At 45.9% G+C, this 20758-nt stretch carries 28 protein-coding genes, 1 tRNA gene and 1 pseudogene; 9 read left to right on the top strand and 21 right to left on the bottom strand.

What is annotated here, in order from left to right; genetic code table 11:
* Positions 1 to 16: 16 nt before the first annotated feature.
* On the bottom strand, positions 17 to 1303 hold the full coding sequence (locus AC50Y5_RS30005) for an MFS transporter (RefSeq protein ID WP_056038766.1): 1287 nt from the start codon (positions 1301 to 1303) through the stop codon (positions 17 to 19).
* Positions 1304 to 1621: 318 nt separating this feature from the next.
* On the opposite strand from AC50Y5_RS30005, the gene AC50Y5_RS30010 reads away from it, so the two are divergent.
* Positions 1622 to 3091 (top strand): aminotransferase class I/II-fold pyridoxal phosphate-dependent enzyme, encoded by a 1470-nt coding sequence (locus tag AC50Y5_RS30010; RefSeq protein WP_099521842.1) that lies wholly within the window; start codon positions 1622 to 1624, stop codon positions 3089 to 3091.
* 202 nt (positions 3092 to 3293) lie between these two features.
* Here the strand turns inward: AC50Y5_RS30010 and AC50Y5_RS30015 are convergent, their stop codons facing one another.
* From AC50Y5_RS30015 to AC50Y5_RS30025, 3 genes are all read right to left on the bottom strand, one after another.
* A complete protein-coding gene (locus tag AC50Y5_RS30015) occupies positions 3294 to 3608 on the bottom strand; it encodes a DUF1292 domain-containing protein (protein WP_056038772.1) in 315 nt (104 codons plus the stop codon).
* 217 nt (positions 3609 to 3825) lie between these two features.
* Complete coding sequence (locus AC50Y5_RS30020) at positions 3826 to 4389, bottom strand: stalk domain-containing protein (RefSeq protein WP_056038776.1); 564 nt, start codon at positions 4387 to 4389, stop codon at positions 3826 to 3828.
* Between the two features lie 227 nt (positions 4390 to 4616).
* Positions 4617 to 4820, bottom strand: a complete 204-nt coding sequence (locus AC50Y5_RS30025) for a hypothetical protein (protein ID WP_081418934.1) — start codon at positions 4818 to 4820, stop codon at positions 4617 to 4619.
* A gap of 138 nt (positions 4821 to 4958) precedes the next feature.
* Between AC50Y5_RS30025 and AC50Y5_RS30030 the strand changes: the two genes are divergently transcribed.
* Complete coding sequence (locus tag AC50Y5_RS30030; RefSeq protein WP_494865137.1) at positions 4959 to 5684, top strand: MBL fold metallo-hydrolase; 726 nt, start codon at positions 4959 to 4961, stop codon at positions 5682 to 5684.
* A 100-nt stretch (positions 5685 to 5784) separates the two neighbouring features.
* Here AC50Y5_RS30030 and AC50Y5_RS30035 read toward each other — a convergent pair whose 3' ends face one another.
* The 3 genes from AC50Y5_RS30035 to AC50Y5_RS30045 form a co-directional block, all read right to left on the bottom strand.
* On the bottom strand, positions 5785 to 6021 hold the full coding sequence (locus AC50Y5_RS30035; RefSeq protein ID WP_056039108.1) for a DUF3892 domain-containing protein: 237 nt from the start codon (positions 6019 to 6021) through the stop codon (positions 5785 to 5787).
* A 654-nt stretch (positions 6022 to 6675) separates the two neighbouring features.
* Complete coding sequence (locus AC50Y5_RS30040) at positions 6676 to 6870, bottom strand: sigma factor-like helix-turn-helix DNA-binding protein (protein WP_494865139.1); 195 nt, start codon at positions 6868 to 6870, stop codon at positions 6676 to 6678.
* Positions 6818 to 7132 carry a hypothetical protein gene (locus AC50Y5_RS30045; protein WP_494865230.1) on the bottom strand — a complete coding sequence of 105 codons (315 nt, stop codon included), beginning with the start codon at positions 7130 to 7132 and terminating at the stop codon, positions 6818 to 6820. Before AC50Y5_RS30045 ends, AC50Y5_RS30040 begins: the two co-directional genes overlap by 53 nt.
* Before the next feature lie 192 nt (positions 7133 to 7324).
* Here AC50Y5_RS30045 and AC50Y5_RS30050 point away from each other — a divergent pair, with 192 nt between their 5' ends.
* Both AC50Y5_RS30050 and AC50Y5_RS30055 read left to right on the top strand, forming a co-directional pair.
* Positions 7325 to 7609, top strand: a complete 285-nt coding sequence (locus tag AC50Y5_RS30050) for a WGxxGxxG family protein (protein ID WP_056038785.1) — start codon at positions 7325 to 7327, stop codon at positions 7607 to 7609.
* A gap of 176 nt (positions 7610 to 7785) precedes the next feature.
* Positions 7786 to 8304, top strand: coding sequence for a DUF3231 family protein (locus tag AC50Y5_RS30055; protein WP_494865142.1), 519 nt, complete (start codon positions 7786 to 7788; stop codon positions 8302 to 8304).
* 17 nt (positions 8305 to 8321) lie between these two features.
* Here the strand turns inward: AC50Y5_RS30055 and AC50Y5_RS30060 are convergent, their stop codons facing one another.
* The 7 genes from AC50Y5_RS30060 to AC50Y5_RS30090 form a co-directional block, all read right to left on the bottom strand.
* Positions 8322 to 8561, bottom strand: coding sequence for a hypothetical protein (locus AC50Y5_RS30060; protein ID WP_494865144.1), 240 nt, complete (start codon positions 8559 to 8561; stop codon positions 8322 to 8324).
* A gap of 319 nt (positions 8562 to 8880) precedes the next feature.
* Entirely contained in the window at positions 8881 to 9033 is a 153-nt protein-coding gene (locus AC50Y5_RS30065) for a hypothetical protein (protein ID WP_155973320.1), read from the bottom strand.
* Positions 9034 to 9301: 268 nt separating this feature from the next.
* Positions 9302 to 9502, bottom strand: a complete 201-nt coding sequence (locus tag AC50Y5_RS30070; protein WP_494865146.1) for an ASCH domain-containing protein — start codon at positions 9500 to 9502, stop codon at positions 9302 to 9304.
* A 314-nt stretch (positions 9503 to 9816) separates the two neighbouring features.
* The gene (locus AC50Y5_RS30075) at positions 9817 to 9936 is read right to left on the bottom strand and encodes a hypothetical protein (protein WP_494865148.1); all 120 of its coding nucleotides are present in this window, start codon (positions 9934 to 9936) and stop codon (positions 9817 to 9819) included.
* Between the two features lie 34 nt (positions 9937 to 9970).
* A complete protein-coding gene (locus AC50Y5_RS30080; protein ID WP_494865150.1) occupies positions 9971 to 10351 on the bottom strand; it encodes a DNA methyltransferase in 381 nt (126 codons plus the stop codon).
* 42 nt (positions 10352 to 10393) lie between these two features.
* Positions 10394 to 10831: a hypothetical protein gene (locus AC50Y5_RS30085; protein WP_494865155.1), complete on the bottom strand. Its 438-nt coding sequence runs from the start codon at positions 10829 to 10831 to the stop codon at positions 10394 to 10396.
* Entirely contained in the window at positions 10828 to 11472 is a 645-nt protein-coding gene (locus tag AC50Y5_RS30090) for a phosphoadenosine phosphosulfate reductase domain-containing protein (protein ID WP_494865159.1), read from the bottom strand. The genes AC50Y5_RS30085 and AC50Y5_RS30090 overlap by 4 nt, the downstream gene beginning before the upstream one ends.
* A gap of 161 nt (positions 11473 to 11633) precedes the next feature.
* Between AC50Y5_RS30090 and AC50Y5_RS30095 the strand changes: the two genes are divergently transcribed.
* Complete coding sequence (locus AC50Y5_RS30095; protein WP_494865161.1) at positions 11634 to 11936, top strand: hypothetical protein; 303 nt, start codon at positions 11634 to 11636, stop codon at positions 11934 to 11936.
* 107 nt (positions 11937 to 12043) lie between these two features.
* Positions 12044 to 12865: pseudogene (locus AC50Y5_RS30100) on the top strand (IS256 family transposase); the annotation flags it as partial.
* A gap of 495 nt (positions 12866 to 13360) precedes the next feature.
* Here AC50Y5_RS30100 and AC50Y5_RS30105 read toward each other — a convergent pair.
* Positions 13361 to 13591 (bottom strand): helix-turn-helix transcriptional regulator, encoded by a 231-nt coding sequence (locus AC50Y5_RS30105; RefSeq protein ID WP_494865163.1) that lies wholly within the window; start codon positions 13589 to 13591, stop codon positions 13361 to 13363.
* Positions 13592 to 13659: 68 nt separating this feature from the next.
* On the opposite strand from AC50Y5_RS30105, the gene AC50Y5_RS30110 reads away from it, so the two are divergent.
* Complete coding sequence (locus AC50Y5_RS30110; protein ID WP_494865168.1) at positions 13660 to 14025, top strand: helix-turn-helix domain-containing protein; 366 nt, start codon at positions 13660 to 13662, stop codon at positions 14023 to 14025.
* Positions 14026 to 14544: 519 nt separating this feature from the next.
* On the opposite strand, the gene AC50Y5_RS30115 is transcribed toward AC50Y5_RS30110, so the two are convergent.
* From AC50Y5_RS30115 to AC50Y5_RS30125, 3 genes are all read right to left on the bottom strand, one after another.
* Positions 14545 to 14617 (bottom strand) — tRNA-Val (locus AC50Y5_RS30115).
* Between the two features lie 143 nt (positions 14618 to 14760).
* A complete protein-coding gene (exlX, locus tag AC50Y5_RS30120) occupies positions 14761 to 15420 on the bottom strand; it encodes an expansin ExlX (RefSeq protein ID WP_442952545.1) in 660 nt (219 codons plus the stop codon).
* Positions 15421 to 15642: 222 nt separating this feature from the next.
* On the bottom strand, positions 15643 to 15888 hold the full coding sequence (locus AC50Y5_RS30125) for a YolD-like family protein (protein WP_046230532.1): 246 nt from the start codon (positions 15886 to 15888) through the stop codon (positions 15643 to 15645).
* A gap of 1197 nt (positions 15889 to 17085) precedes the next feature.
* Between AC50Y5_RS30125 and AC50Y5_RS30130 the strand changes: the two genes are divergently transcribed.
* Positions 17086 to 17262, top strand: a complete 177-nt coding sequence (locus tag AC50Y5_RS30130; protein ID WP_081418938.1) for a YjfB family protein — start codon at positions 17086 to 17088, stop codon at positions 17260 to 17262.
* Positions 17263 to 17449: 187 nt separating this feature from the next.
* Positions 17450 to 18439, top strand: coding sequence for an S-layer homology domain-containing protein (locus tag AC50Y5_RS30135; protein ID WP_056038816.1), 990 nt, complete (start codon positions 17450 to 17452; stop codon positions 18437 to 18439).
* A gap of 122 nt (positions 18440 to 18561) precedes the next feature.
* Here AC50Y5_RS30135 and AC50Y5_RS30140 read toward each other — a convergent pair whose 3' ends face one another.
* From AC50Y5_RS30140 to AC50Y5_RS30150, 3 genes are all read right to left on the bottom strand, one after another.
* Complete coding sequence (locus tag AC50Y5_RS30140) at positions 18562 to 19239, bottom strand: uracil-DNA glycosylase (RefSeq protein ID WP_056038819.1); 678 nt, start codon at positions 19237 to 19239, stop codon at positions 18562 to 18564.
* 27 nt (positions 19240 to 19266) lie between these two features.
* A complete protein-coding gene (rnhA, locus tag AC50Y5_RS30145) occupies positions 19267 to 19929 on the bottom strand; it encodes a ribonuclease H (RefSeq protein ID WP_056038823.1) in 663 nt (220 codons plus the stop codon).
* A gap of 183 nt (positions 19930 to 20112) precedes the next feature.
* Positions 20113 to 20745 (bottom strand): Bax inhibitor-1/YccA family protein, encoded by a 633-nt coding sequence (locus AC50Y5_RS30150; protein WP_494865175.1) that lies wholly within the window; start codon positions 20743 to 20745, stop codon positions 20113 to 20115.
* Between the last annotated feature and the right edge of the window lie 13 nt (positions 20746 to 20758).

Consider the following 20758-nt stretch of genomic DNA (forward strand, 5'->3'; position numbering starts at 1 on the left):
TCATCCCCTCCACACGTTATGTTATCATAACTGGCTGTTTTCTGGTAATGAACAAATGGAGAACAAATAGGACGAGCAGCATTGCACCGCTTACTAAAAATGGTGCCTGATGCCCGAATGTATCCCACAGCTTGCCGGACAAAATCGTGCCCAGCACCATGCCGGAGCCTTCGATCGTCAGGAAAAAGCCCCATACTGCACCTCGCTCTTCTTTCGGAATCGCTTGAGCAATTAAAGCATTCCATGCCGGGATGATGCAGGCATAGCCAAGTCCTACAATCGCCACAATAACCAGCACCAGCGGCAGTGAACGAGTCATGCCTAGCAGCGGCAGCGAGATCGCGGCGAGGAGAAAGCCGACATGCAAAAACCATTTTGTCCCGAGCCGGTCGACAAACTTCCCGACTGGGATTAGCCCCAGCACTGTAATGGCGCCGCCCGCGATAAGAAACCAGCTGTACTGGGCAGGCGTCAGATGGAGCACTGAACGCGCGAACAGCGTTAAGATCGGCGTCAACAGCCCCAGCGAGAAGTTCTGCACAAACATTGCCGGATAAAGCAGCTTGCTGGCATGAAGCGACTTGCCCACCTTGGCAAAATAACGGCTGGCCCGAACTTTGAGCGGCTCTCTTGCAGCATCACTTGTGTTCGCTGCATGCGAATCCGTCTGCGCCGCAGCCTCTTCCGCTGCGCCTGAACGCTGCTTCATGCGCCCGCGACCGGGCAGAAACATCGTCGTCAGGACAACGACGATCATGCCGCCAATAATGAGGCGGAACGCTGCCGTATACGAGCTGGACAGCAGAAAATTAATCGCAATCGGCCCCGCGCCCACGCCAACCAGCCAAGCGACATAGACGACACTCATCGCCCGGCCGCTCGCTTCCTCTCCAGCCTCCTCTGTTGCTCCTGTAATGACGCAAGGCCATAGCGGGGACGACCCGATGCCAAGCAGCAGGCAAGCGACTACAATCCAGCTCGTATGATGCACGAAAGCGACAAGCAAAACAGAGGTGAACGTCAGCACAATACCCGCAAGCATTACGGAGCGGTAGCCCAAACGGTCAATAAGCCAGCCAATCGGGCTGCGGAACAAATTATCGCCAATATATTGCAGCGCCAGCGCCCAGCCAATCGCATAGGCAGATAAACCCAGCACCGTACCCATGTACACTGGCAAAATGGAGATGAGCAGCGCGCCCTTTACAAATTCAATAATAAACATAATAATCAGCAGCTGAATAATAAAAGGAGAGCGCCAAATAACGACGCCGGATGGCTTTATGCCCCTATGTTCTTTCATTAAATATCGAGCCTCCGTTTCTGCTGCAAGCAAGCGATCCAGGTGAAACGGCTCGCGCTGTCCTTTGGCAGCGCGGCGCGTTTCATTCCGAGAAATATAGAGAAAGGATTGCGCAATGCTATACTTTCCTATATTTCAAGCGCAAACGGCTGTCGCCGTCCTTTGGCGGCAAAGCACCGTTTCGCGTAGAAATATAGAGAAAGTACCGCGTAATGCTATACTTTCCTATATTTTTAAAAAAAGCTTCTTGCATTCCGACTTGTTTTTGCTATACTCAACCTTGTTTGTATTTTAACTAGAGAGGCAGGGATGAAAGCGATGGATCATAACAAAACCCCGCTCTTCAGCGCATTACGCCGCCATGCGGAACAGAATCCAACCCAATTTCATATTCCAGGACATAAGAAAGGGTTAGGCAGCGATGCCGAATTTCGTGCATTTATCGGCGATAACGCGTTATCGATCGATTTAATAAATATAGCTCCGCTGGATGACTTGCATCAGCCAACCGGCGTTATTGAGGAAGCCCAGAAGCTTGCAGCCGATGCTTTCGGCGCAGATTATACTTATTTTTCCGTGCAAGGAACGAGCGGTGCCATTATTACGATGATTATGAGCGTCTGTCTTCCCGGCGATAAAATCATCGTTCCGCGCAATGTGCATAAGTCCATTATGGCAGCGATTATTTTTGCAGGTGCCCGTCCGATCTTTATCTCACCCGTGCGTGACGAAAATCTCGGCATTGATCACGGCATTACGACACGCGCTGTCAAACGCGCGCTGGACAAGCACCCCGATGCGAAAGCAGTGCTTGTTATCAACCCGACGTATTATGGCGTATGCGCCGACCTGAAGGAGATCGTCGATCTCGTGCATACGTTCGATATTCCGGTTCTCGTAGATGAGGCGCACGGCGTACTCATTCATTTCAATGAAAAGCTTCCGATGTCTGCGATGCAGGCTGGCGCAGATATGGCAGCGACGAGCGTTCATAAGCTGGGCGGCTCGATGACGCAAAGCTCCGTGCTGAACGTGCGCGGCGGGCGGGTTAATCCCCACCGCATTCAGACGATTATCAGCATGCTGACGACAACGTCGACATCCTATATTTTGCTGTCATCGCTCGATACGTCGCGCCGCAATTTGGCTTTGAACGGTCACAAGCTGGCTGAACAAGCGATTGAGCTTGCCCAATATGCGCGCAAGACCATTAATGAAATCCCAGGCTTGTACTGCTTTGGACGGGAAATTTTAGGTGGCGAAGCTACCTTTGATCTCGACCCAACCAAGGTCGCTATTCATGTCCGTCATCTCGGCATTACCGGCTATGAGACGGAAAACTGGCTTCGTGACCATTTCAACCTCGAAATTGAAATGAGCGATATGTATAACATTCTTTGCCTTGTTACGCCTGGTGATACATCCGATTCGATAGAAAAATTGCTGGAGGCGCTGCGTGCGCTGTCGGACAGCTTCCATGAAGGCGCCGAGGCTCGTGAACTCGTTGTCAAAATCCCGGATATTCCCCAGCTGTCGCTCTCGCCGCGCGATGCTTTCTACGGACAGACCGAGGTCGTTCCGTTCAAAGAGTCAGCTGGCCGAATTATCGCCGAGTTTATTTATGTTTACCCACCTGGCATCCCTATTCTACTTCCAGGCGAGGTTATTTCCCAGAAAAATATCGACTACATTGTCGAGCATGTTGAAGTTGGCCTCCCCGTTAAAGGTCCGGAGGACCGCAACGTAGAATTCGTTAAAGTCATTTTCGAGGAAACGGCTATTTCCTAGACATCGTTATATTTCAAGGTGAAACAGCTGACGCCGTCCTTTGGCGGCGCGGAGCGTTTCACTCCGAGAAATATCCTTTCCTATATTTGAACAAAAGACACCTGCTGTCCCAGGAGCATTCGCCCTTGGTGACGCAGGTGTCTTTTGCATGCAAAGCTTAGCTGCATGATGGCTTGGTAGAGCAGCGTAAAGAGCGAGAAATCTACTCTTCTTTTGCTGCGTTTTCAGTAACGGCGATTTCTTCATAAATCTTCGTTACGCGATCCCATTCTTCATCGTCTTCGATACCAACGAGGAATGCCTCGTCGTTCTCTTCCTCGATGCGGAAAATAACGCCGTCTGCTTCAGGATCATTGCGATCCAACAATACCGCATAAGCGTTGTTTTCGGATTCAAACGTATAAACCATGACCATTTCGCGTTCTTGGCCCTCATCGTCCGTTACAATAAATACACTTTCTTCATGTTCATGGTCTTCTCCGCAACCGCAATCTGCGCCATGATTATGCTCAGTCATTGTTTTACCCCATTTCAGTCAATTATCCATACCTGTGTATCGTACCATGAGTCCTAGCAGCGGTCAAACAAGCGTAAACGGCTGTCGCCGTCATCCGGAGGCAAAGCTACCGTTTCGAGGGTGAAATATAAGAAATTATAAGCTTGAAACTAATAATTTCTTATATTTCGAAAAAGCCCGCGTTTCCTCCACTTGGAAGAAACGCGGGCCATTGCCGTTATTGCGAAGAAATCAGCTTCTCCGAGACGAGCGTCCAATCGTCGGACGAGCTCGTTTTCAGGAAAAATCTCACCGCATATTTTCCCGAATACTCGAAGTTATACTTCATGTCTTCCGTCCGATACCAGAAGTTATCCTTCGTAATCTTATCGGTCTGTGTCTGAATAACCTTCTCGCTGCCATACGGATCAAATATAGATACTTTAACCGCGGCAATATCCGTCTTCAAATTGTCGACCTGCGACAATACGCTGAACGTATATGAGTTGCCCTTCGTCACATTGCCAAACAGCTTGCTATCCTGCATAAGTACAATATGTACATTCGGTCTCGTTAAGGTTGCCTTCTTATTCTGCCCATCCCAATTGACGATGGTTTGCAGGCTATTGGCTATTTCCCGAATCGGCAGGTAAGTCTTGCCATCCACCATAATGCCGCCATCTTCAAGCTCGCTGCCATTCAGGAGAACCTTAACAGTCTGCGATGCTGCACTCGCAATCATTAAGGTACTGCTGCATAAAAAAAGCGCCAGCAGCAAAACCGCTACTTTTCTGAATTTCATAGATGAGTACCCTCCATCCGCTTTGTCTGGATATATGGTTATACTCTTCAAAATGAATAGAGTTGCGCTGTTACAGAAACTTTTTCTGCCCTGTACCAGCGCTATATTTTGTCTCCAGCATAGGCGGGTGCTCTCCCTTTTTTCAGACGATCATTTACAGGGATTTAAGCAGCATGCCCGTGCGAAAAAAATTGTAGAAATGTGCGGTTGCCTGGGAAATATTCGGGTTAATGATACGTACGGGTGAGCACGCAAGGAACCCCTTTTCCAACTGCGCCCGGCTCAGACATTCGGTCCAAATACGCGAGTCCCCTTGCACAAGGTGTCGGACACACTTCGCAGACTGGGGATAGCACCAATTTGTAGTGGTACTGTTTCCGTTCACCTGACGGTTGTTTCTTCTTAACGTTTTTGCCTTTTCCTTTGCTCATTGATGCTCTGTCCTCCCTGCCGGTTCTTGCTCATGCATTATATGTAGCTACCCAGCAAAGGGTATCTCTATTTGTCAGTTTGCCATTCATTTGATACATTGGATGTAGCGAGATGATTTCTATGACGGGGGTGTTCCAATGAATATACAAATGATCGGAACTGGGAGTGCTTTTGCCAAGAAATATGATAATAACAATGCGTTAATTGAGGTGCCTGGATACAAGCTGCTGGTCGATTGCGGCATTACGCTGCCTAAGGCGCTGCACGAGACGAATCGTTCGTTCGATGAGCTGGATGCTGTGCTGATCAGCCATATTCATGGCGACCATGTGGGCGGGCTGGAGGAATATGCTTTTCAGATGATGTTTCTCTATGGAAAAAAGCCGGTGCTGTACATCGCCTCCTCGCTAGTAGAGCCGCTGTGGGAGCAGACGCTGCGCGGCGGGCTGACGCAGGGACCGCTTCAATCCATTAATGACTTCTTTGAAGTGAGACGGCTCGAGGAAGGCGTACAGCATGAGCTGCATCCGGGCTTGAAGGTGAAGCTGCTTCAAACCGAGCATATTGTGGGGAAAGACAGCTATTCGTTTATTTTCAATCAGCAATTTTTTTATTCGGCAGATATGAAATTCAGTCAAGCGTTGCTGGAGCAGCTTGTTGAGGATGGCGTCGATACGATTTTTCACGACTGCCAGCTGATTGCGCCCGGTGTTGTACATGCCTGTCTCGACGAGCTGCTGACACTGCCAGAGCTGCTGCAGGAGAAGGTGTGGCTCATGCATTACGGGGATACGATGGAAAATTACATAGGCCATACGGGGAAAATGCGCTTCGTACAGCAGCGTGAGATTTATACGGTGTAGGTAGTCGCAGAAATGATCAGCAACCATAACAAAAAGAGCCTGACGTTTTTTCGCGTCAGGCTCTTCTTGCTGCTGGCTATGCTTAGCTCAGGCTTGCCGTTTAAAACATCGGAAGCTGGTCCAAATTGTTTGTAGGATCGCCGTCCGCGTCGCCACGGATATACGTTTCACCATCTCTGCCTTTGAAAGCATTCACGCCAGCGATCTGCCCTGCCTGCACCTCTTGCAGCGCCGTCTGGTAATCCAGTACACGGCCCGATGATGTTTTAAAACTCGTCAGGTCACCGTCGCCATTTTTCTGTACCGCTACAATATGTTCTCTTTCCCCGCCAGTCATTTCATTCGTGCTCATTCAAAGCTCGCCTCCTTCGGATTGTGAGCGGCAATTACCGCCCGCCACTCGGCATTCAATCGATAGGATGCGTAGCTTTTGAAAATTTTATACGGCATGATGCAAATATTAATCAGAAACAAAAAAAGACCGAAAACCCTTGTTATAAAAGGATTCTCGGACCTTCTTTACTGTATGATCTGTAGTGGGCTCGAACCACTGACCCCTACCCTGTCAAGATAGTGACAAGGTATTACCATAGCTTCCTTTGACCTCCTAGAGCTTGTTGGCATTGCATTTCCCTCATTTGTTAATAGTCTTTGTCTTCCTGTTCCCACCCCTACTTTTCACTATTGCGGCACCAACTTTCGCGCCAATTTTTTAATGGTGTGATGCCTTGATATTAAAGGGAAAATAGTGATTATTGGGGTGGGCCTCCTATATTAAAATTTAGCCTCTCCTTCCATCCATCTAAGGAATACACTTTTCGAAACTTTCTTCATTCTCCCGATCCTCAATACATGGTATTGTCCCGAGTTCATCAAATCGTAAGTTTGCCTCTCGCCAATCCCGAGTATCTTTTGTATGTCGGATGCCACTAGCACGGATGGATATTGTTCTGTGCTTGTATATTCTTCTGGCATAGTATAAACGCCCCTTTCAAAATAATGTACCTTCCCAGCCTTTTGACACTTTTTCATGAGCTCTCTTTATATAGGTTGAAACACTACTTTCGGAGAGTTTGAGCATCCGTGCAATCTGTTGATGCGGTATCACATGCCCATGAGCCATTACATAACATTCACTCTCCTGTGGGCTTAATCTCCAATACTTCCTCCAGCGCCTTTTTCTCATCCTCAGTGAGTGACGATCCGCTCCGACTATTAACCGGATTCGCAAAGCTCTGCATAATCATCGGGTCCAGCAGCACGGTATTTTGATACACGCTGCGCCGCTCAATGCCCCTGCGCGTACCTGGCTGCTCGCCTCCAGTAGCTCGGGATTGTCGTGTATGTTGCCGATGACCTCTATTGACTCTCTGTCGACCACATAAAACCCCAACCCAATTCGATGACATAATCTCTTTTACAATGCGGGCATGTGACGATATCGCCAATTCCAAACTCTTCTGGCACTGTCGTTCCCTCCCATGTATTTCTGTATTCTTCAATCCATTTCGGAAGGCTGATTCTATAGGCTTTTTTTCGCATCTAGATCATAATGATTTTTTATCGAGAACAGAATATTTATTTTCCCCGTAGGGAAACATATACTCGTGATAAATTCAAAACAAGGAGCGATTAATGTAATGAAAAAATTATTCCCGTTGCTATTCACCTTAGTAATTCTGTCATCTGCACTGTCTATTCCTGCCTTTGCGCAAGGAACGCCAAGCCTTTCCCATGCAACAAACAACAGCCAGATGAACAGCTATGGAACAAACAATAATACAGAAGGTAACACAAATCTTAACGCGAACAACTACCGAACAAATGCCACGACTGATGATAATGATTTTGATTGGGGCTGGCTCGGATTGCTTGGCTTGGCCGGACTGTTTGGTTTAAGAAGCCGTGATCGGGAACGCACCTAAATAATTAACCAAATAATTTTTCCAAAAACCCCTGCTTAAAACCAGGGGTTCTGTATGTTTGGCAGCCTCAGCTAGAAGTAATTTCAAAAATCAAAATATACGCAGAATTGCATATTTATCTGATCTCTGAGCAAATTAATTCAGTAAAAATCAAGGAATGAAAAGGAGCAAATTAAATGGGCATTTTAAGCGGTAATCCAAAAGACGAACCTATGCACTATGGTGAAATCTACGGTGTGTGGCAAGCTTCAATGGTAGCAAAAGGAATCGTGTCATGTTACCAAGCGTTCATGAACCATGCCGGCGACAAGGACCTCAAGAAAATCTTGGATGCACTTATCGACCAAGCGAAGCTTGAGATCAGAGAACTGGACGAATTACTTACTAACAATGGGATTGCGCCTGCTCCTTTATTAGCGGAAAGACCACCAGTTAAACTTGAGGATATCCCAGTTGGTGCGAGATTCACTGATCCCGAGATTGCTGCTGCTATCTCCGCAGACACGGCTGCAGGAATCGTTGCATGCAGCCAAGCTATGACGCAATCGTTAAGGGAAGATATTGGTGCATTATTCGCTAAATATCATCTCTCGAAGACAGGTATTGCTGTTCGTATTTTGGAAATGAATAAAGAAAAAGGTTGGCTAATTCCCCCTCCGCTCCAATTAAAAAGACCTGAGCCAGTAAATGCTTAATTTTATCGATCCTGCTTTCATAAAGCAGGATCTTTCTTTTCAGATAAATGGTCATTTCCGTCGACTTCATAGACCTGCGGGTATACTTTTTTCGCATATCCATGAACGTCATTCGTTTTAACCGTGCCCGACTTTACGTTTATATGCATGTGGGCTTTGCTCGCTACGTCTCTAATCCACGCCGCATTTTCTAATATTTCCTTGTCACTCATATCCGTGATGCGATCTAACTTTTTCAAAGTTTCCTGCCTGTTCATCTGTCGTTCCCTCCCATTTGTCACCTCACTTAGGGCGTTAACATACATTGTTATTGCCTACACACTTGAAAAGGATGGTAACGATTTGGATAATAGGATGGCATGGGAACATCATTTGAAATTAGCCTCTACGTATAAGATGCTTGCTGATAAATATGAATATATAGATCATCCGTTACACGTTTACTATGGAGGCGAATATAGAAAACATCTAAGTGAAGTTGAAAAGCATTTCCTTGCTATGCATCAGATGCACCCTTCTTGAGCGGCCAATAATGGCTGCTTTTCTTTTTTTACCCTCCTCTATGCACTTCATTATTCATTGTGTTGTATCGTTGAGTTGGCGGTAATTCTCGAATTCTCCGCCCTCACCTTCGCATACCGGACATTCAAATGCTGTATTGTCCAGTTCGTACAAAACGCCTGCTCCGTCGCATAAAAGGCAGTTCACAAATTTATTGCCTTCCGTCATGATCAGCCCTCCTAGTACCTGTTAGCCTGACTCTCGCCTGAACTGATTATAAAAATGACTCGCTGGCATCGTATGCTTGTCCGTGTCGTAATCGGTACGTCGGTAATGGATATCGCCGTCCACGTCCTCGTACATCGCGAATACCAGCTCGACGTCAGATATGCTCTCGAAAAAGTAATATAGCTTCTGTCGGATATAGATTTTACGGCCCATCAGTATCCTTTAGCTTGATCATCCCAATTCCAAAGCCCCTGCTGCCCCTTGGCTGCTATCGGCCCTGCAAGCCGCCGAACCTCTGTAAGCTCCCATGCGTAACGGCCTTCCTCATACCAACCAAAATTGACTTCTGGCTTCCAGCATGAATTGCTAGTGCCCCCCGATGTTTTGTCGGCCAACCGCGCGTTTCGTATTGCTTGGCACCAATCGCGATTAGTGTCGCCCATGGCTGTATGATTGTAATAGCTTTCATTTTGTGCTCCACCTCCACAGCTAAAACCCCAATTTTACCCAATATATCAAATGCACAATCGAATCAATTAAACTTTGAATATAATAGATTAATTGACGGAAAGGAGATGATTTGAATGGGATACGAATATGCCAAAAAGAAAAAGGTTAAAGTTATATTTGTTAAACCTGGTCAAAAAATTCTTATTATCGGAAAGAAGCATTGGAAAAAGAAACCTCATTGCTAAGCTTGTGGAGTGCTTGCTCATACAAGCGCTCTTACATACTCGATCCGGACTATCATTTTAAGCTTGCTCCTTTCCCCTCTATAGGGGGTTATAATTGCAGCATCTGCTGAACGTTAGCCGTCCGGCGTTCAGCTATTTCCACGTATTGCGGCCCGATCTCGATGATCGTACATTTTCGCCTGTGTTTATGCACCACTTCTAAACTCATGCCACTCCCGCCGAATGGATCAAATACCTTGTCGCTAACCGAGCTGCCTGTTCCACACGGAGCGTTTATTCCGGAAGCCAAAATACTTCACATCTACTCTATCTTCTCTATGCTGCTTGCTCTTACCAGGCACGTCTCCTTCATTAACCTTTCGAGCAAAACTGTATGCCGCACCTACTGCCTTCATGGTCCCGTTCGTTTTGGCGCCTCCGTTTGCGCGATTTGATCCAGCTTGCCCCTCGAAATCCTGTGACAATCCCACAATGCTAGATGCTGCCATTGGTTCCTTAATCGCTTCGGCGTTGTAGTAATATTTTTCCGATTTTGACATGAGGAACACGTATTCATGAGCCTTTGTAGGGCGATCCCTGACGCTCTCCGGCATGCAGTTAGGCTTATGCCAAATGTTGTCCATTCTGAGATACCAGCCGTCTGCTTGGAGCGCGAATGCCACACTTCACGGTATGCCTATTAAATCTTTTGGCTTAATACCCTTATTAACAGAAACTCGGCAGCGCGAGCCGCCCTTTTTGGGATTTGCTGGGTCTGGCCAATTCTGATCGGCGCTATTAGGCCTAGATGCATAACTATCACCGTAATTAAGCCACAGTGTCCCATCGTCCCGCAACAGGCGCCATACTTCCCGAAATACATGCACCGTATGAGCCACAAACATTTCCGGCGTAGGATCCAGCCCTAGACAACCGCGCCATGCTGGTACTGGTACCGTCACCGCAGGCAAGCCGGGCATGGGAGTATAAGTCACTTCCGGCCAATCGCTCGGCGGTATACCATAATCCCGCAGCCCCCAATACGGAGGCGACGTGACGCATACCTGAAACTGCCCTGCCTCCATAACAGGCACTACAATGATGTTGTCGCCCTGTATGATCATTGCTTGTCCTCCTCTCTGTATGGAGCTATAGCCCCGTGCTGCAGGTCGTTTTTACTACCCATGATGCAAAACACGCACGACAAACGCTCATTGCCAACAGCGTAAGCCCAGAAAGGCTTTTGTCCAGCATCCGCAATTGCTTGGAATACCTCTGCTGTCTTCCATTCGAAAATCGGCATCCAGTCCCACACGTCGCGGTGTCCACAGCTCTCAGCAGCGTTATAGCGGAACGGCTCCTTCTTCGCTCTGGCCGTTGATTCAGCAGCCCGAATACCCATGCAGTTGACGGCGATTTTAAGACCACGGTCCTTGAGATAGTGCCTGATAAACTTCATAATCGGCGCCCGTTTTAAATCGCTGGTACATTGCCTGTGTTTAGCTGACGGCCACATACCGCGGGCATCGACCATTTCAAGAAAATCTTTATTTGCTTTAACTACAAATACCTCATGGCTTGTGTTTTCAAGGATATGATCTTGAACCCCCTGCCACTCCACGCAGCCCAGATCAGCATGGACCACGACAATCTGATGGGCAGGAACTATGACCTTTAGGTGGTCGTACATGGCTTGACTATCCTTACCGCCGCTATGGCTGCAGAAGAATATTGCTCCTTCGTCGATTAAAGCCTGAATTACCAAAACTCTCACCTCGTTTCTATGCTGTATGGAGCTATAGGGCTTAAAACAATCTAGCTACACTTCTGGAGCGATGCCCCTTATATTGGTGTTTTGAACAAACACATTATTTTTTCAGGCTTGGTAAGAATAAGAAAGAACGACCAAATACAAGGAGTGATAAAATGCCAAAGGTAGACGTCGATGTACCAGGTGTACCTGGAGTTTATGTCGAATTTGAAGGTGACGTCGAAGAGGTTAAGGCTTCATTGTTCGTTTTAGGACAGGAGGTTGGTCATAGAACAATCAATGTTGATCCAACTCGTAGTGATGGATATAGCTATTACAGTGAAGAGTCGGGAGCACCCGGCGGTTTTAATTTAAAATTAGAAGTATGGGTGCATTGGGCAACACGCGTATTGACCCTTGTTGTTTTGTATAAAAGCCCTCTGGGAAAAGGAAAAACAGAAAATAGAACGACATGGTAAGCAATCCTAATCGTTTTAAACCCAATTTCCGAGTCTGTAAAATATTCTGTGTAAACTCTCAAACCCTATTACAATAGAAGAAAGGCTGGTTTGAGAGGATGGCACCGATGGCGAGATTCAATAAGGAACAAGTGAAGGCATTTGTGAAGGAAAACAACCTCAAAACGATGGAAGATGTGCAGTCGGCCTTGAAGGAGCTATTTGCAGAGACGCTGCAATCCATGCTAGAGGCTGAGCTCGACACGGAGCTGGGCTATGAGAAGCATGATGTGAAAAGCAAAGCGACACGTAATAGTTGTACCGGGAAAACGAAAAAGACGGTAACGAGCGAGTACGGCGAAATGGAGATAGCCGTGCCTCGTGATCGTCATGGTGAGTTTGAGCCCGTTATTGTAAAGAAGCATCAGTCCACCGTCACCGGTATTGAAGACCAAATCATCGCGATGTACGCGAAAGGTGTCAGTACGAGGGATATTCAAGATCACCTCCATCATTTGTACGGAATAGACGTCTCACCAACCATGATTTCAAACGTGACGAACAAAATCGTCCCCCTCATTAAAGAATGGCAGAATCGGCCGCTGCAAGGCATCTACGCAGTCGTATTTATGGATGCGATTCATTACAAAGTGAAGCAAGACGGCGCCATTGTGAATAAGGCAGCCTACATGGTCATTGGCATCGATTTAGATGACAACAAGGACGTATTAGGCATGTGGATTGGGGAGCACGAGTCCGCTAAATTTTGGCTCAGTGTATTAAACGAGCTTAAAAACCGTGGTGTACAGGACACTCTGATCACCTGTGTGGATAACCTCACAGGCTTCTCCCAGGCCATCTCCGCCTGCTATCCGAACACCGAGATTCAGAAATGCATCATTCACCAAATCCGTAACTCCATCCGTTACGTCTCCTACAAGGATCTAAAAAATGATGTCAGTTACAATATTTATATCAGTCTCCAATTTTGAAACTGATTCTTTTTTCGTTTCACTCATACATGCTTTTCTCCTCTCTCTTACATTCGTCCCATTACTACCTAGAAGACCAAGTATTTCGAGTATCAACACTTAAATCATCTGCCGCCGCTGCAACGGTGGCTTTTTCATTGCTATCTGACATAATGAATGTTCCTCCTCTTATGATTACTATGGTTTGTAGTTATCTTCTTGTTCCCGCTTCCAATCATCCTCTCTTAACGTCAATGTTTCAGCCGCTTTCATACTAAGACTTTCTCGGATTCTCCGTTCAGCTGCCGCCACTTCTTCCGAAATGATTGTTCTTATGGATAACTCAATTGAAATACCCAGCTTACAGCCCCCTAAATCGTATTTTAAATACATTTTATAGGCAAAAAAATAAGCACACCTTTACATCCTATTTTAAATACAGTATTATGAATTTGTCGTATTAATAATACTGTTTTATAGATCAGGAAATAAGACTCTCGGCTCGCCTTTTAGTCGGTCGCAAATTCTATTCATTAGTTTAACACTTGGATTTATACGACCGTATTCTAAGCTTCGGATATGATCAACATGTACTGATAACTCAGAAGCCAGTGCTTCTTGAGTCAACCCCTCATCAACCCTAGCTTTTTTGAGTTCGACTCTTTTCAATTTGTCACCACCTTGTTTATTCGTTGTGATCATCATGCATTGTATTTCAAATACAGTCAACAGTATTTTTAATACAATTTATTTCGGAAGGATGTAAAGTTATTATGTCACTAGGAAGCCGTATTAAAGTTTTAAGAAAATCCCTCAATCTTACACAAAAACAAATTGCGGATAAGTTAGGGATGGGCAATTCCAATTTCGGGCACATCGAAAATGACAGAGTAACGCCTACTAGCAAAGATTTAGACACCCTAGCGGAAATTCTCGGGACTTCTACGGATTACCTTTTAGGACGCGAGGAACAAATTCAAGCCCCTTCTTGGGCAACAGAAAACGACATTTTTGATTTAAAAAGGTTGTTAGAAGCTGATGGTGAAGTGCTATTTGATGGCGCGCCAATAAGTAAGGAAGACAAACTTAAAGCAAAAGAATTTCTAACAGTTCTTTTTTGGGAAAGTAAGAAGAAGTAAAATAAATAGCAAAAAAAATGCATAACACTCTATGATCTTGCGCTTCCACCGCTGCGAGGCGGTTTCTTATAGACAAAAAAGAACATACGTTCTGTTGAGGGGAATGAAATGGCAAAAGGTAGCATCGAAAAGAGAGGAGAAAACACTTGGAGATTACGAGTCGATTTATTAAATTTCACGGGCTACGACACAGTTCAGGTACTCTAATTTTAGAAGATGGCGAAGATGATGCAGCTAACTTTGATTCCCTTCTCATTGTGATTCAGCGTAGACTAGGGCATGCCAGGTTATCGACCTCAGCTGACACTTACATGCATATCACCAAAAAAGTTAGACAACGCACAGCGAATAAATTCGATAAATTTTCTAGAAAAAGTACACAAGATTGATCCTGAATAGTCTTATAAAATCAATTAGCAAAGAATCCGTCCCCAGATCGCTTTTCACTGACAGTAAGCAAAAAATTGAAAAAACCCAAGAAACCATATATAATGCGGCTTCTCAGGCTTTTTCTTTGTATGATCTGTAGTGGGCTCGAACCACTGACCCCTACCCTGTCAAGATAGTGCTCTCCCAGCTGAGCTAACAGATCGTATATTAGCGACGTTTATTAATATACCAAGCTTGAGCGGAAAAGTCAACCATTTTGCTATTATTTTTTTTGAGCTTCAAAAAAAGCTTCGTCCTCCAATCAACCGGAGAATGAAGCTTTTTGTTTTCAGCCTATGCTCCATTTCAGCTCGGGAATTGAACATTTCCCGGAACTATATAAGCGCCTGATGTACCGTTTGCTGGAAGTGCGGGAATCGTATCCAGAACCGCTTTCCCGCGAATATCGGTTATCCGAACCTGCAGCGGGCTTGTCCCCATGTTCGTGCCCAAGAAATGGTTATAGTCCATTTTCTCCAGATTGATCCACGCGCCAGCCTTCTTATATTCCATTTTCATGACCGGATAAAAATGATTGCGCACTTGAATCGCCGCCCACCACTGGCTGCTGCCTTCCTTCACCCGGTACGAAAAATTTCCGGTTATCGGCGCTTTCACGACTTTCCATGAAATATTGATTGTGCCTGCCGACATTTCCCCAATTTTAGCAAAAGCGTTTGGCGACAAGTCAAGCGCTCCCGGAGCGCCTTCCGGGTATAAATCGGTGACATAGACGACCGTTTTGCCCTTAGGCCCCGTAACCTCCAAGTAAGCGCCCGCAAGCGCCGCTTTGACCCCATTGTAATTCATATCAGTCGGATTTAAGGCCGTAATTTCCATATTCGGATTAATCGGATCAAGCAGTACTGCACCGCCCGAATATCCTGAGCCTGTATACGTCGCATAGCTTGTACGCACATCGTTCCAAGCTGCAAACGCCTGCACCGCCGGGTACAAAACGAACATCGCAAGACAAACGATTCCAAATTTGACTACACCGTGCTTTTTTTTCATAACAGAAACCTCCTCCACATTTTTGAAACCCTAAATCTACCAGTAGAGTCCATTCTAAGTGGTGAGGAGGAATATTTGCTAGCACTTTCGATACTTCTTTTCTAGCATTTTAATGACATTTCCCAACAAAACTAGACTTTATTCGTCAAAAACAAGGAGCATCTGCCGCTTCGGCTAGCTTGCGTTATTGTTCACCTTCATAATATCCATGAACGGAATTTTAGTAATTTCTTCACCTTTCGCTACGTGCACCAGCCTCGTCCGGGAATCCATTTTTACAATTAGCCCCGCAACGGGTTCTTCCCAGTTCCACACCTCAAAAAGCAGCTCAATACCCTCTTGATACGCTTCAACCAGGCGCTCTCCGAGCTCCTCCAATTCAAACTCATCCCTTGTCGGGCGCTTTGGTTTCTTTGCCATTACTTCCGTCTCCATTCTATGTTTTAGTACATGACCTTCATTTAACTCATGCCTTTTTCAACCCATCTTTAAATCATACCCTTTCTTCAAAGCATTTGTCATGGAGATTATGAAATTAGGCAAAAAAACATCCCCCTGCCATAACATGGCAAGGGGATGCTTCTTCTCTATTTTTAACTTAGAACGCATGGTTAAGGAAATACTGATTAGGTCAGGATGGAACTAAGCCGCTTCTATTACCACATACAGGAGCAAATGATGATAACCAATAGAATGAACAGTACAAGAATAGCGCCTGGGCTTGTGAAAGCACCGCCTACTTTATTTCCGCAGCCACCGTATCCTGGACCTACTCCTACATTTCCTACTTCATATCCCATTTCGTTGCTCATCTCCTTTTTTTAAGGTACACAGCATCATATGGTCAAAAGCCAAAAAGGGTTGGGCTTTCAGGCAAAATGGGTATTTGCCTCGATGGACGGGTGCCGCTGCTTCTTTTTTTAATTTTCCGTTTACATTACGTTCATTCCCAGATAATTAAACAGGTGCATACTGACTTTAAGCAGGAGGTGATTCACCCATGTATTATGAAGAAGATCGCGTACCGTTCGATGCGCCAGATGAAGTCATTGTCAAAGAGGAGAAAAAAGAATAAGGAAACGCCAAGGCTTCCCGGACACAATGGGAGCTTTTTTTATTTTATTTTCAGCTTCGTTTCAGTGCAGTTTCAGATGGTTAATCCATACTAGCAACATACTCCCTTTTAATATATTTTTGGGCCCGCTTGAATAGCGGGCTACTTTTTTGCCTATTTTCAAAAAAAATGATCAGATGGCCTTGAAATATAAATTTAATGTTGTTATCAGTTGGCATTCATTTTATTTTAAGGTTGGCTGCCTATACTAATCACATGACCCCCCACTATTTATATAGTTAATCCTTGACGACTCGCCTTCCGGCGGGTTCTTTTTTTTGCTTAAAGATGCGTGCGTGAATGGCCATTTATATCATAGAAAAAAAGCATTAAGCTAAAAATCAGCTTCGTTTCATTTCTATTTAAGGTGCGAGGCGCATACTGACTTTACTCTCTTTTCGACATATATGGTTGTGACCCGCAGCGATGCGGGTTATTTTTTTGCCTAATTGTATTCATCCCTCCGCCATGCTTGCCGATAATAAAGGTGGAGGTGGTGAATAATGGATATAGCAGCATTATCAACGTCACTTAGTCAAGCATCACTCGGCACGGCTGTATCGGTTCGCATGCTGGATATTGGCCAAGACCAAATGCAAGTGCAGGCACAAGGACTTATCAAAATGATGGAGCTCAGTGTAAATCCAAATGTCGGCAGCCTACTAGATATTAAAGTATAGGATAGGCAAGTGTGGAGCGGGAAGGTCAATCCTTCCCGTTTTTTCATGTTGGACAGAAAATAGTACGCTTGCTAATTAGCCTATAAGCGAACAAATGAATCGATTTTACTTCGTTCTGCAACAATAAAAGAAATAGCAACGTCTGGGATGATATAAGAAAGCGAAAAAAATAAAGAGGTGACTGGAAATGAAGAAAAAACCACTACTGTTAACCCTTATCTTGACCATGATGATGCTGACAATCGGACAAAGTGCCTGGGCCTTCAACGATGTCAAAAATGACCCGAATGCCAAAAAAATTGAAGCGCTCCAGCAGCAAGGCATTATTTCCGGGGACAAAGACGGCAATTTCCGCCCGCAGGGCAAACTGACTTATGCAGAAGGAATCTCCATGATTGTCAAAGGACTTGAGCTTAACTTCGATCATATTCGTTTCATTAAGCAGCCGCTGGCAGCCGACTATTATACGAATATTAAAGATGACAAATGGTACTCCCAAGCTTTCATCATCGCCCATTTCTACGATCTTGGTGTAGCTAAAGATGTGAAAGCAAATGACGTGATGACTCGCGAGCAATTCGCGCAGCATTTGTTCAAAGCGATTGACAATAAAGTGACTTATGCCATGATTGAAATGTATGTGATGCTTAATGATGAGGCCGATGTAAATCCAGATTTTATGGGCAATATCCAAAAGCTGCTCCTCAGCAAAATCGCAACGCTTGACGCAAAGCAAAATTTTTACCCAACGGCTTCCATTAAACGCAGTGATGCTGCGGCATGGCTGCATGATGGAATTGCATTTATGAAGGAAATGAAGGAAAATGAAGCACCTGCTACGGGAAATGAGCCAACGGATAACCCTTTCACAGATGCAAGATTGACCGTTACGCCAGTCAATGCTGAAGTCAATAAAGTGACGGTAACAGCAACGGTGCCTCATCCAGGCTATGGCATTCAAATTTCCGGCATCACGTTTGATGGCGACCAAGCCACTATTAAGTTAGAGCGCACGGAGCCTAAACCCGATCAAATGTATCCCCAAGTGATTACAGAAGTACAGGTTACAACTTATGTAGATGCTAAATTCAAGCCCGTTCTTCCAACAGCCGCTAATGCCGTTTCAGGCAGCTCCGCTGCTGCTCCTGCGGGCAGCAATACGTCTGTCGCTTCCTAATAATTGAAGCTGAAGAGCTTCAGCTAAAACCATTTTAAAAAGCCGCTGAACTACGCGTAAGCCATTACGCAAGTTCAGCGGCTTTTGGTTTGTGAATGAATGCGGTTATACAGCTTGAAAAATTATAATGCCGGTATACTCCAATCGATTTCTCGCTCTCCCAGCTCGTTCAGATAACCATTTGCTTGCGAGAACGGCTTGCTGCCGAAAAATCCGCCACGGGCAGACAATGGACTAGGATGTACGGACGTAATGATTTTATGCTTGTCCGTGTCAATGAGCTCCAGCTTCTTCTGGGCGGGATTTCCCCATAAAATGAATACGACCGGACGCTCGCGTTCATTAAGCGCAGTAATGATGCGGTCAGTGAAGGTTTCCCAGCCCTTCTTCTTATGCGAGTTGGCTGCGGCCGCTTCCACTGTCAGCACCGTATTTAGCAGCAGCACCCCCTGCTCTGCCCAAGCTCGCAGCGAGCCATGGGATGGAATCGGGCAGCCCAAGTCTGCATGAAGCTCCTTATATATGTTGCCCAGCGACCTTGGAACCGCAACTCCTGGCTGCACGGAGAAGCTCAGGCCATGCGCCTGGCCTTCTCCATGATAAGGATCCTGTCCTAAAATAACGACCCGCGTTCCTTCATAAGACGTGTAATTAAGCGCATTAAACACATCCTCCTGCTTCGGATAAACGGTTTTGGTGCTGTATTGCTCCGTCAAGAAAACTTCTAATTTCTTGAAGTAGGGCTGTTCAAATTCAAATTGCAGCTTAGCTGCCCAATCATTGTTCAACTGCTGAAACACCGCGTAGTCCCCTCTCTATGTATAACGTTATTTTCTCCCAAAATCTGCTTTAATTTCTCCCCATTCCTCAGTGTTCCATTTGAGCACTTTATTCGGATAGGTGTTCGTCTTGAGCCATCTCTCCGCTTCGTCTGTCAGCGCCCAAATTTTTGCTGTAGAGGCATCTCTTACGAGGGTCGATGCGACCTTCTTATTACGCAGCCAGCTGAGTGCCGTTCTGGAGTCGCTGTATACCGTTCTCTCGCTGCCCTTCTGCTTCAAATAGGCAAGTGCATGCACAACGGCGATAAATTCACCGAGATTGTTCGTACCATTCGGAATCGGCCCTACATAAAATAAAATTTCGCCTGTCTGCGTATCGACTCCCTTGTACTCCACTGGACCCGGATTGCCCCGCGTACCGACATCTACAGAGATGCTGTCATAATCGATTTCTCCGGACTCTTGCGGCTTGGAAGCCGTTTTCTTAAAACCGCCCGAGCTGCTGCTTGCGCCGCCTGCCGTGCTTTTCCCCTTGCCCCAGTGGCTGCGCCAGCCCTCCTTGAAAGCGGCCTCCGCCAGCGCCTTGGATTCAAAGGACTTATATTTCGCATCCTGAACGCCATTCACCTGCTCCTGGCATTCCTTCCATGTTGCGAATACGCCTGCTTGCTTGCCTACCCAAACGACATAATATTTTGATTTCGCCATTAGCTTGTTCTTACCACCTTTACCAAACGTCCATCCTTCTATTAAATCGAAAAATGCGGCTCCTGTCCACCCGGATGACAGAATCAAACAAGGTGAAACGGCTGTCGCCGTCCTTTGGCGGCGCGGTGCGTTTCAAAAAAAGCGACCAGCAGCGCTGATCGCTCTTCCTTGAAAATCACGTCCTTAGTCTCGGCTAGCACCAAGGAAACGCAGAATGAACAGAAACAGATTCACGAAGTCAAGATAAATGCTCACGACGATCATCGGAATGTCCTCATCGCTAAAGCCTTGACGAGTAAGACGCGAGAAGTCAAACAGCGTCCAACCGATGAAGATCAAAATACCGAAGCCGGATACCATCAGCTCTGTTGTACCCGAGAAGGGGAGGAACAAGCCGACGAGTGTCATCAGTACAAGTACAATAGTGGAAGCGAACAAGAAGCCGCCGAGGAATGAAAAATCCTGCTTCGACTTAATCGCGTAAAGCGCCGTACCGCCAAATGCAAGAATCGCAACGCCAAGACCTTGCAATACCAGTGAAGCGCCCAGCATGCTAATATAGCTCACAATGACGAAATACATCGTCAAGCCGGATACGAACATAAAGCTGTACATCAGCGTGTAGCCGATCGATTTCTTTTTTCGTAAAAAGAGCAGTGCAATCAGAAGTCCAATTTCCACTATATACAGCGGCATAGCCAGTACAGGCGGAACAACCTGACCGATTAAGAAGCCGACCAGCGATACGAGCAGTGAAAGAAATAAGACCCGAAAAACTTTCGGCAATAACAGTTGCGAAGAACGAATCGTATCCATAAAATAAGCTCCT

The organism is Paenibacillus sp. JT22N7, from assembly GCF_059383875.1.

Excerpts from the sequence above, each read along its gene's own strand:
- AC50Y5_RS30005 (WP_056038766.1), bottom strand. The coding sequence starts at position 1,303 with ATGAAAGAACATAGGGGCATAAAGCCATCCGGCGTCGTTATTTGGCGC.
- AC50Y5_RS30010 (WP_099521842.1), top strand. The coding sequence starts at position 1,622 with ATGGATCATAACAAAACCCCGCTCTTCAGCGCATTACGCCGCCATGCG.
- AC50Y5_RS30015 (WP_056038772.1), bottom strand. The coding sequence starts at position 3,608 with ATGACTGAGCATAATCATGGCGCAGATTGCGGTTGCGGAGAAGACCAT.
- AC50Y5_RS30020 (WP_056038776.1), bottom strand. The coding sequence starts at position 4,389 with ATGAAATTCAGAAAAGTAGCGGTTTTGCTGCTGGCGCTTTTTTTATGC.
- AC50Y5_RS30025 (WP_081418934.1), bottom strand. The coding sequence starts at position 4,820 with ATGAGCAAAGGAAAAGGCAAAAACGTTAAGAAGAAACAACCGTCAGGT.
- AC50Y5_RS30030 (WP_494865137.1), top strand. The coding sequence starts at position 4,959 with ATGAATATACAAATGATCGGAACTGGGAGTGCTTTTGCCAAGAAATAT.
- AC50Y5_RS30035 (WP_056039108.1), bottom strand. The coding sequence starts at position 6,021 with ATGACTGGCGGGGAAAGAGAACATATTGTAGCGGTACAGAAAAATGGC.
- AC50Y5_RS30040 (WP_494865139.1), bottom strand. The coding sequence starts at position 6,870 with ATGAGAAAAAGGCGCTGGAGGAAGTATTGGAGATTAAGCCCACAGGAG.
- AC50Y5_RS30050 (WP_056038785.1), top strand. The coding sequence starts at position 7,325 with ATGAAAAAATTATTCCCGTTGCTATTCACCTTAGTAATTCTGTCATCT.
- AC50Y5_RS30055 (WP_494865142.1), top strand. The coding sequence starts at position 7,786 with ATGGGCATTTTAAGCGGTAATCCAAAAGACGAACCTATGCACTATGGT.
- AC50Y5_RS30060 (WP_494865144.1), bottom strand. The coding sequence starts at position 8,561 with ATGAACAGGCAGGAAACTTTGAAAAAGTTAGATCGCATCACGGATATG.
- AC50Y5_RS30065 (WP_155973320.1), bottom strand. The coding sequence starts at position 9,033 with ATGACGGAAGGCAATAAATTTGTGAACTGCCTTTTATGCGACGGAGCA.
- AC50Y5_RS30070 (WP_494865146.1), bottom strand. The coding sequence starts at position 9,502 with ATGAAAGCTATTACAATCATACAGCCATGGGCGACACTAATCGCGATT.
- AC50Y5_RS30075 (WP_494865148.1), bottom strand. The coding sequence starts at position 9,936 with ATGAGTTTAGAAGTGGTGCATAAACACAGGCGAAAATGTACGATCATC.
- AC50Y5_RS30080 (WP_494865150.1), bottom strand. The coding sequence starts at position 10,351 with ATGGACAACATTTGGCATAAGCCTAACTGCATGCCGGAGAGCGTCAGG.
- AC50Y5_RS30085 (WP_494865155.1), bottom strand. The coding sequence starts at position 10,831 with ATGATCATACAGGGCGACAACATCATTGTAGTGCCTGTTATGGAGGCA.
- AC50Y5_RS30095 (WP_494865161.1), top strand. The coding sequence starts at position 11,634 with ATGCCAAAGGTAGACGTCGATGTACCAGGTGTACCTGGAGTTTATGTC.
- AC50Y5_RS30105 (WP_494865163.1), bottom strand. The coding sequence starts at position 13,591 with ATGATGATCACAACGAATAAACAAGGTGGTGACAAATTGAAAAGAGTC.
- AC50Y5_RS30110 (WP_494865168.1), top strand. The coding sequence starts at position 13,660 with ATGTCACTAGGAAGCCGTATTAAAGTTTTAAGAAAATCCCTCAATCTT.
- exlX (WP_442952545.1), bottom strand. The coding sequence starts at position 15,420 with ATGTTCGTTTTGTACCCGGCGGTGCAGGCGTTTGCAGCTTGGAACGAT.
- AC50Y5_RS30125 (WP_046230532.1), bottom strand. The coding sequence starts at position 15,888 with ATGGCAAAGAAACCAAAGCGCCCGACAAGGGATGAGTTTGAATTGGAG.
- AC50Y5_RS30130 (WP_081418938.1), top strand. The coding sequence starts at position 17,086 with ATGGATATAGCAGCATTATCAACGTCACTTAGTCAAGCATCACTCGGC.
- AC50Y5_RS30135 (WP_056038816.1), top strand. The coding sequence starts at position 17,450 with ATGAAGAAAAAACCACTACTGTTAACCCTTATCTTGACCATGATGATG.
- rnhA (WP_056038823.1), bottom strand. The coding sequence starts at position 19,929 with ATGGCGAAATCAAAATATTATGTCGTTTGGGTAGGCAAGCAAGCAGGC.
- AC50Y5_RS30150 (WP_494865175.1), bottom strand. The coding sequence starts at position 20,745 with ATGGATACGATTCGTTCTTCGCAACTGTTATTGCCGAAAGTTTTTCGG.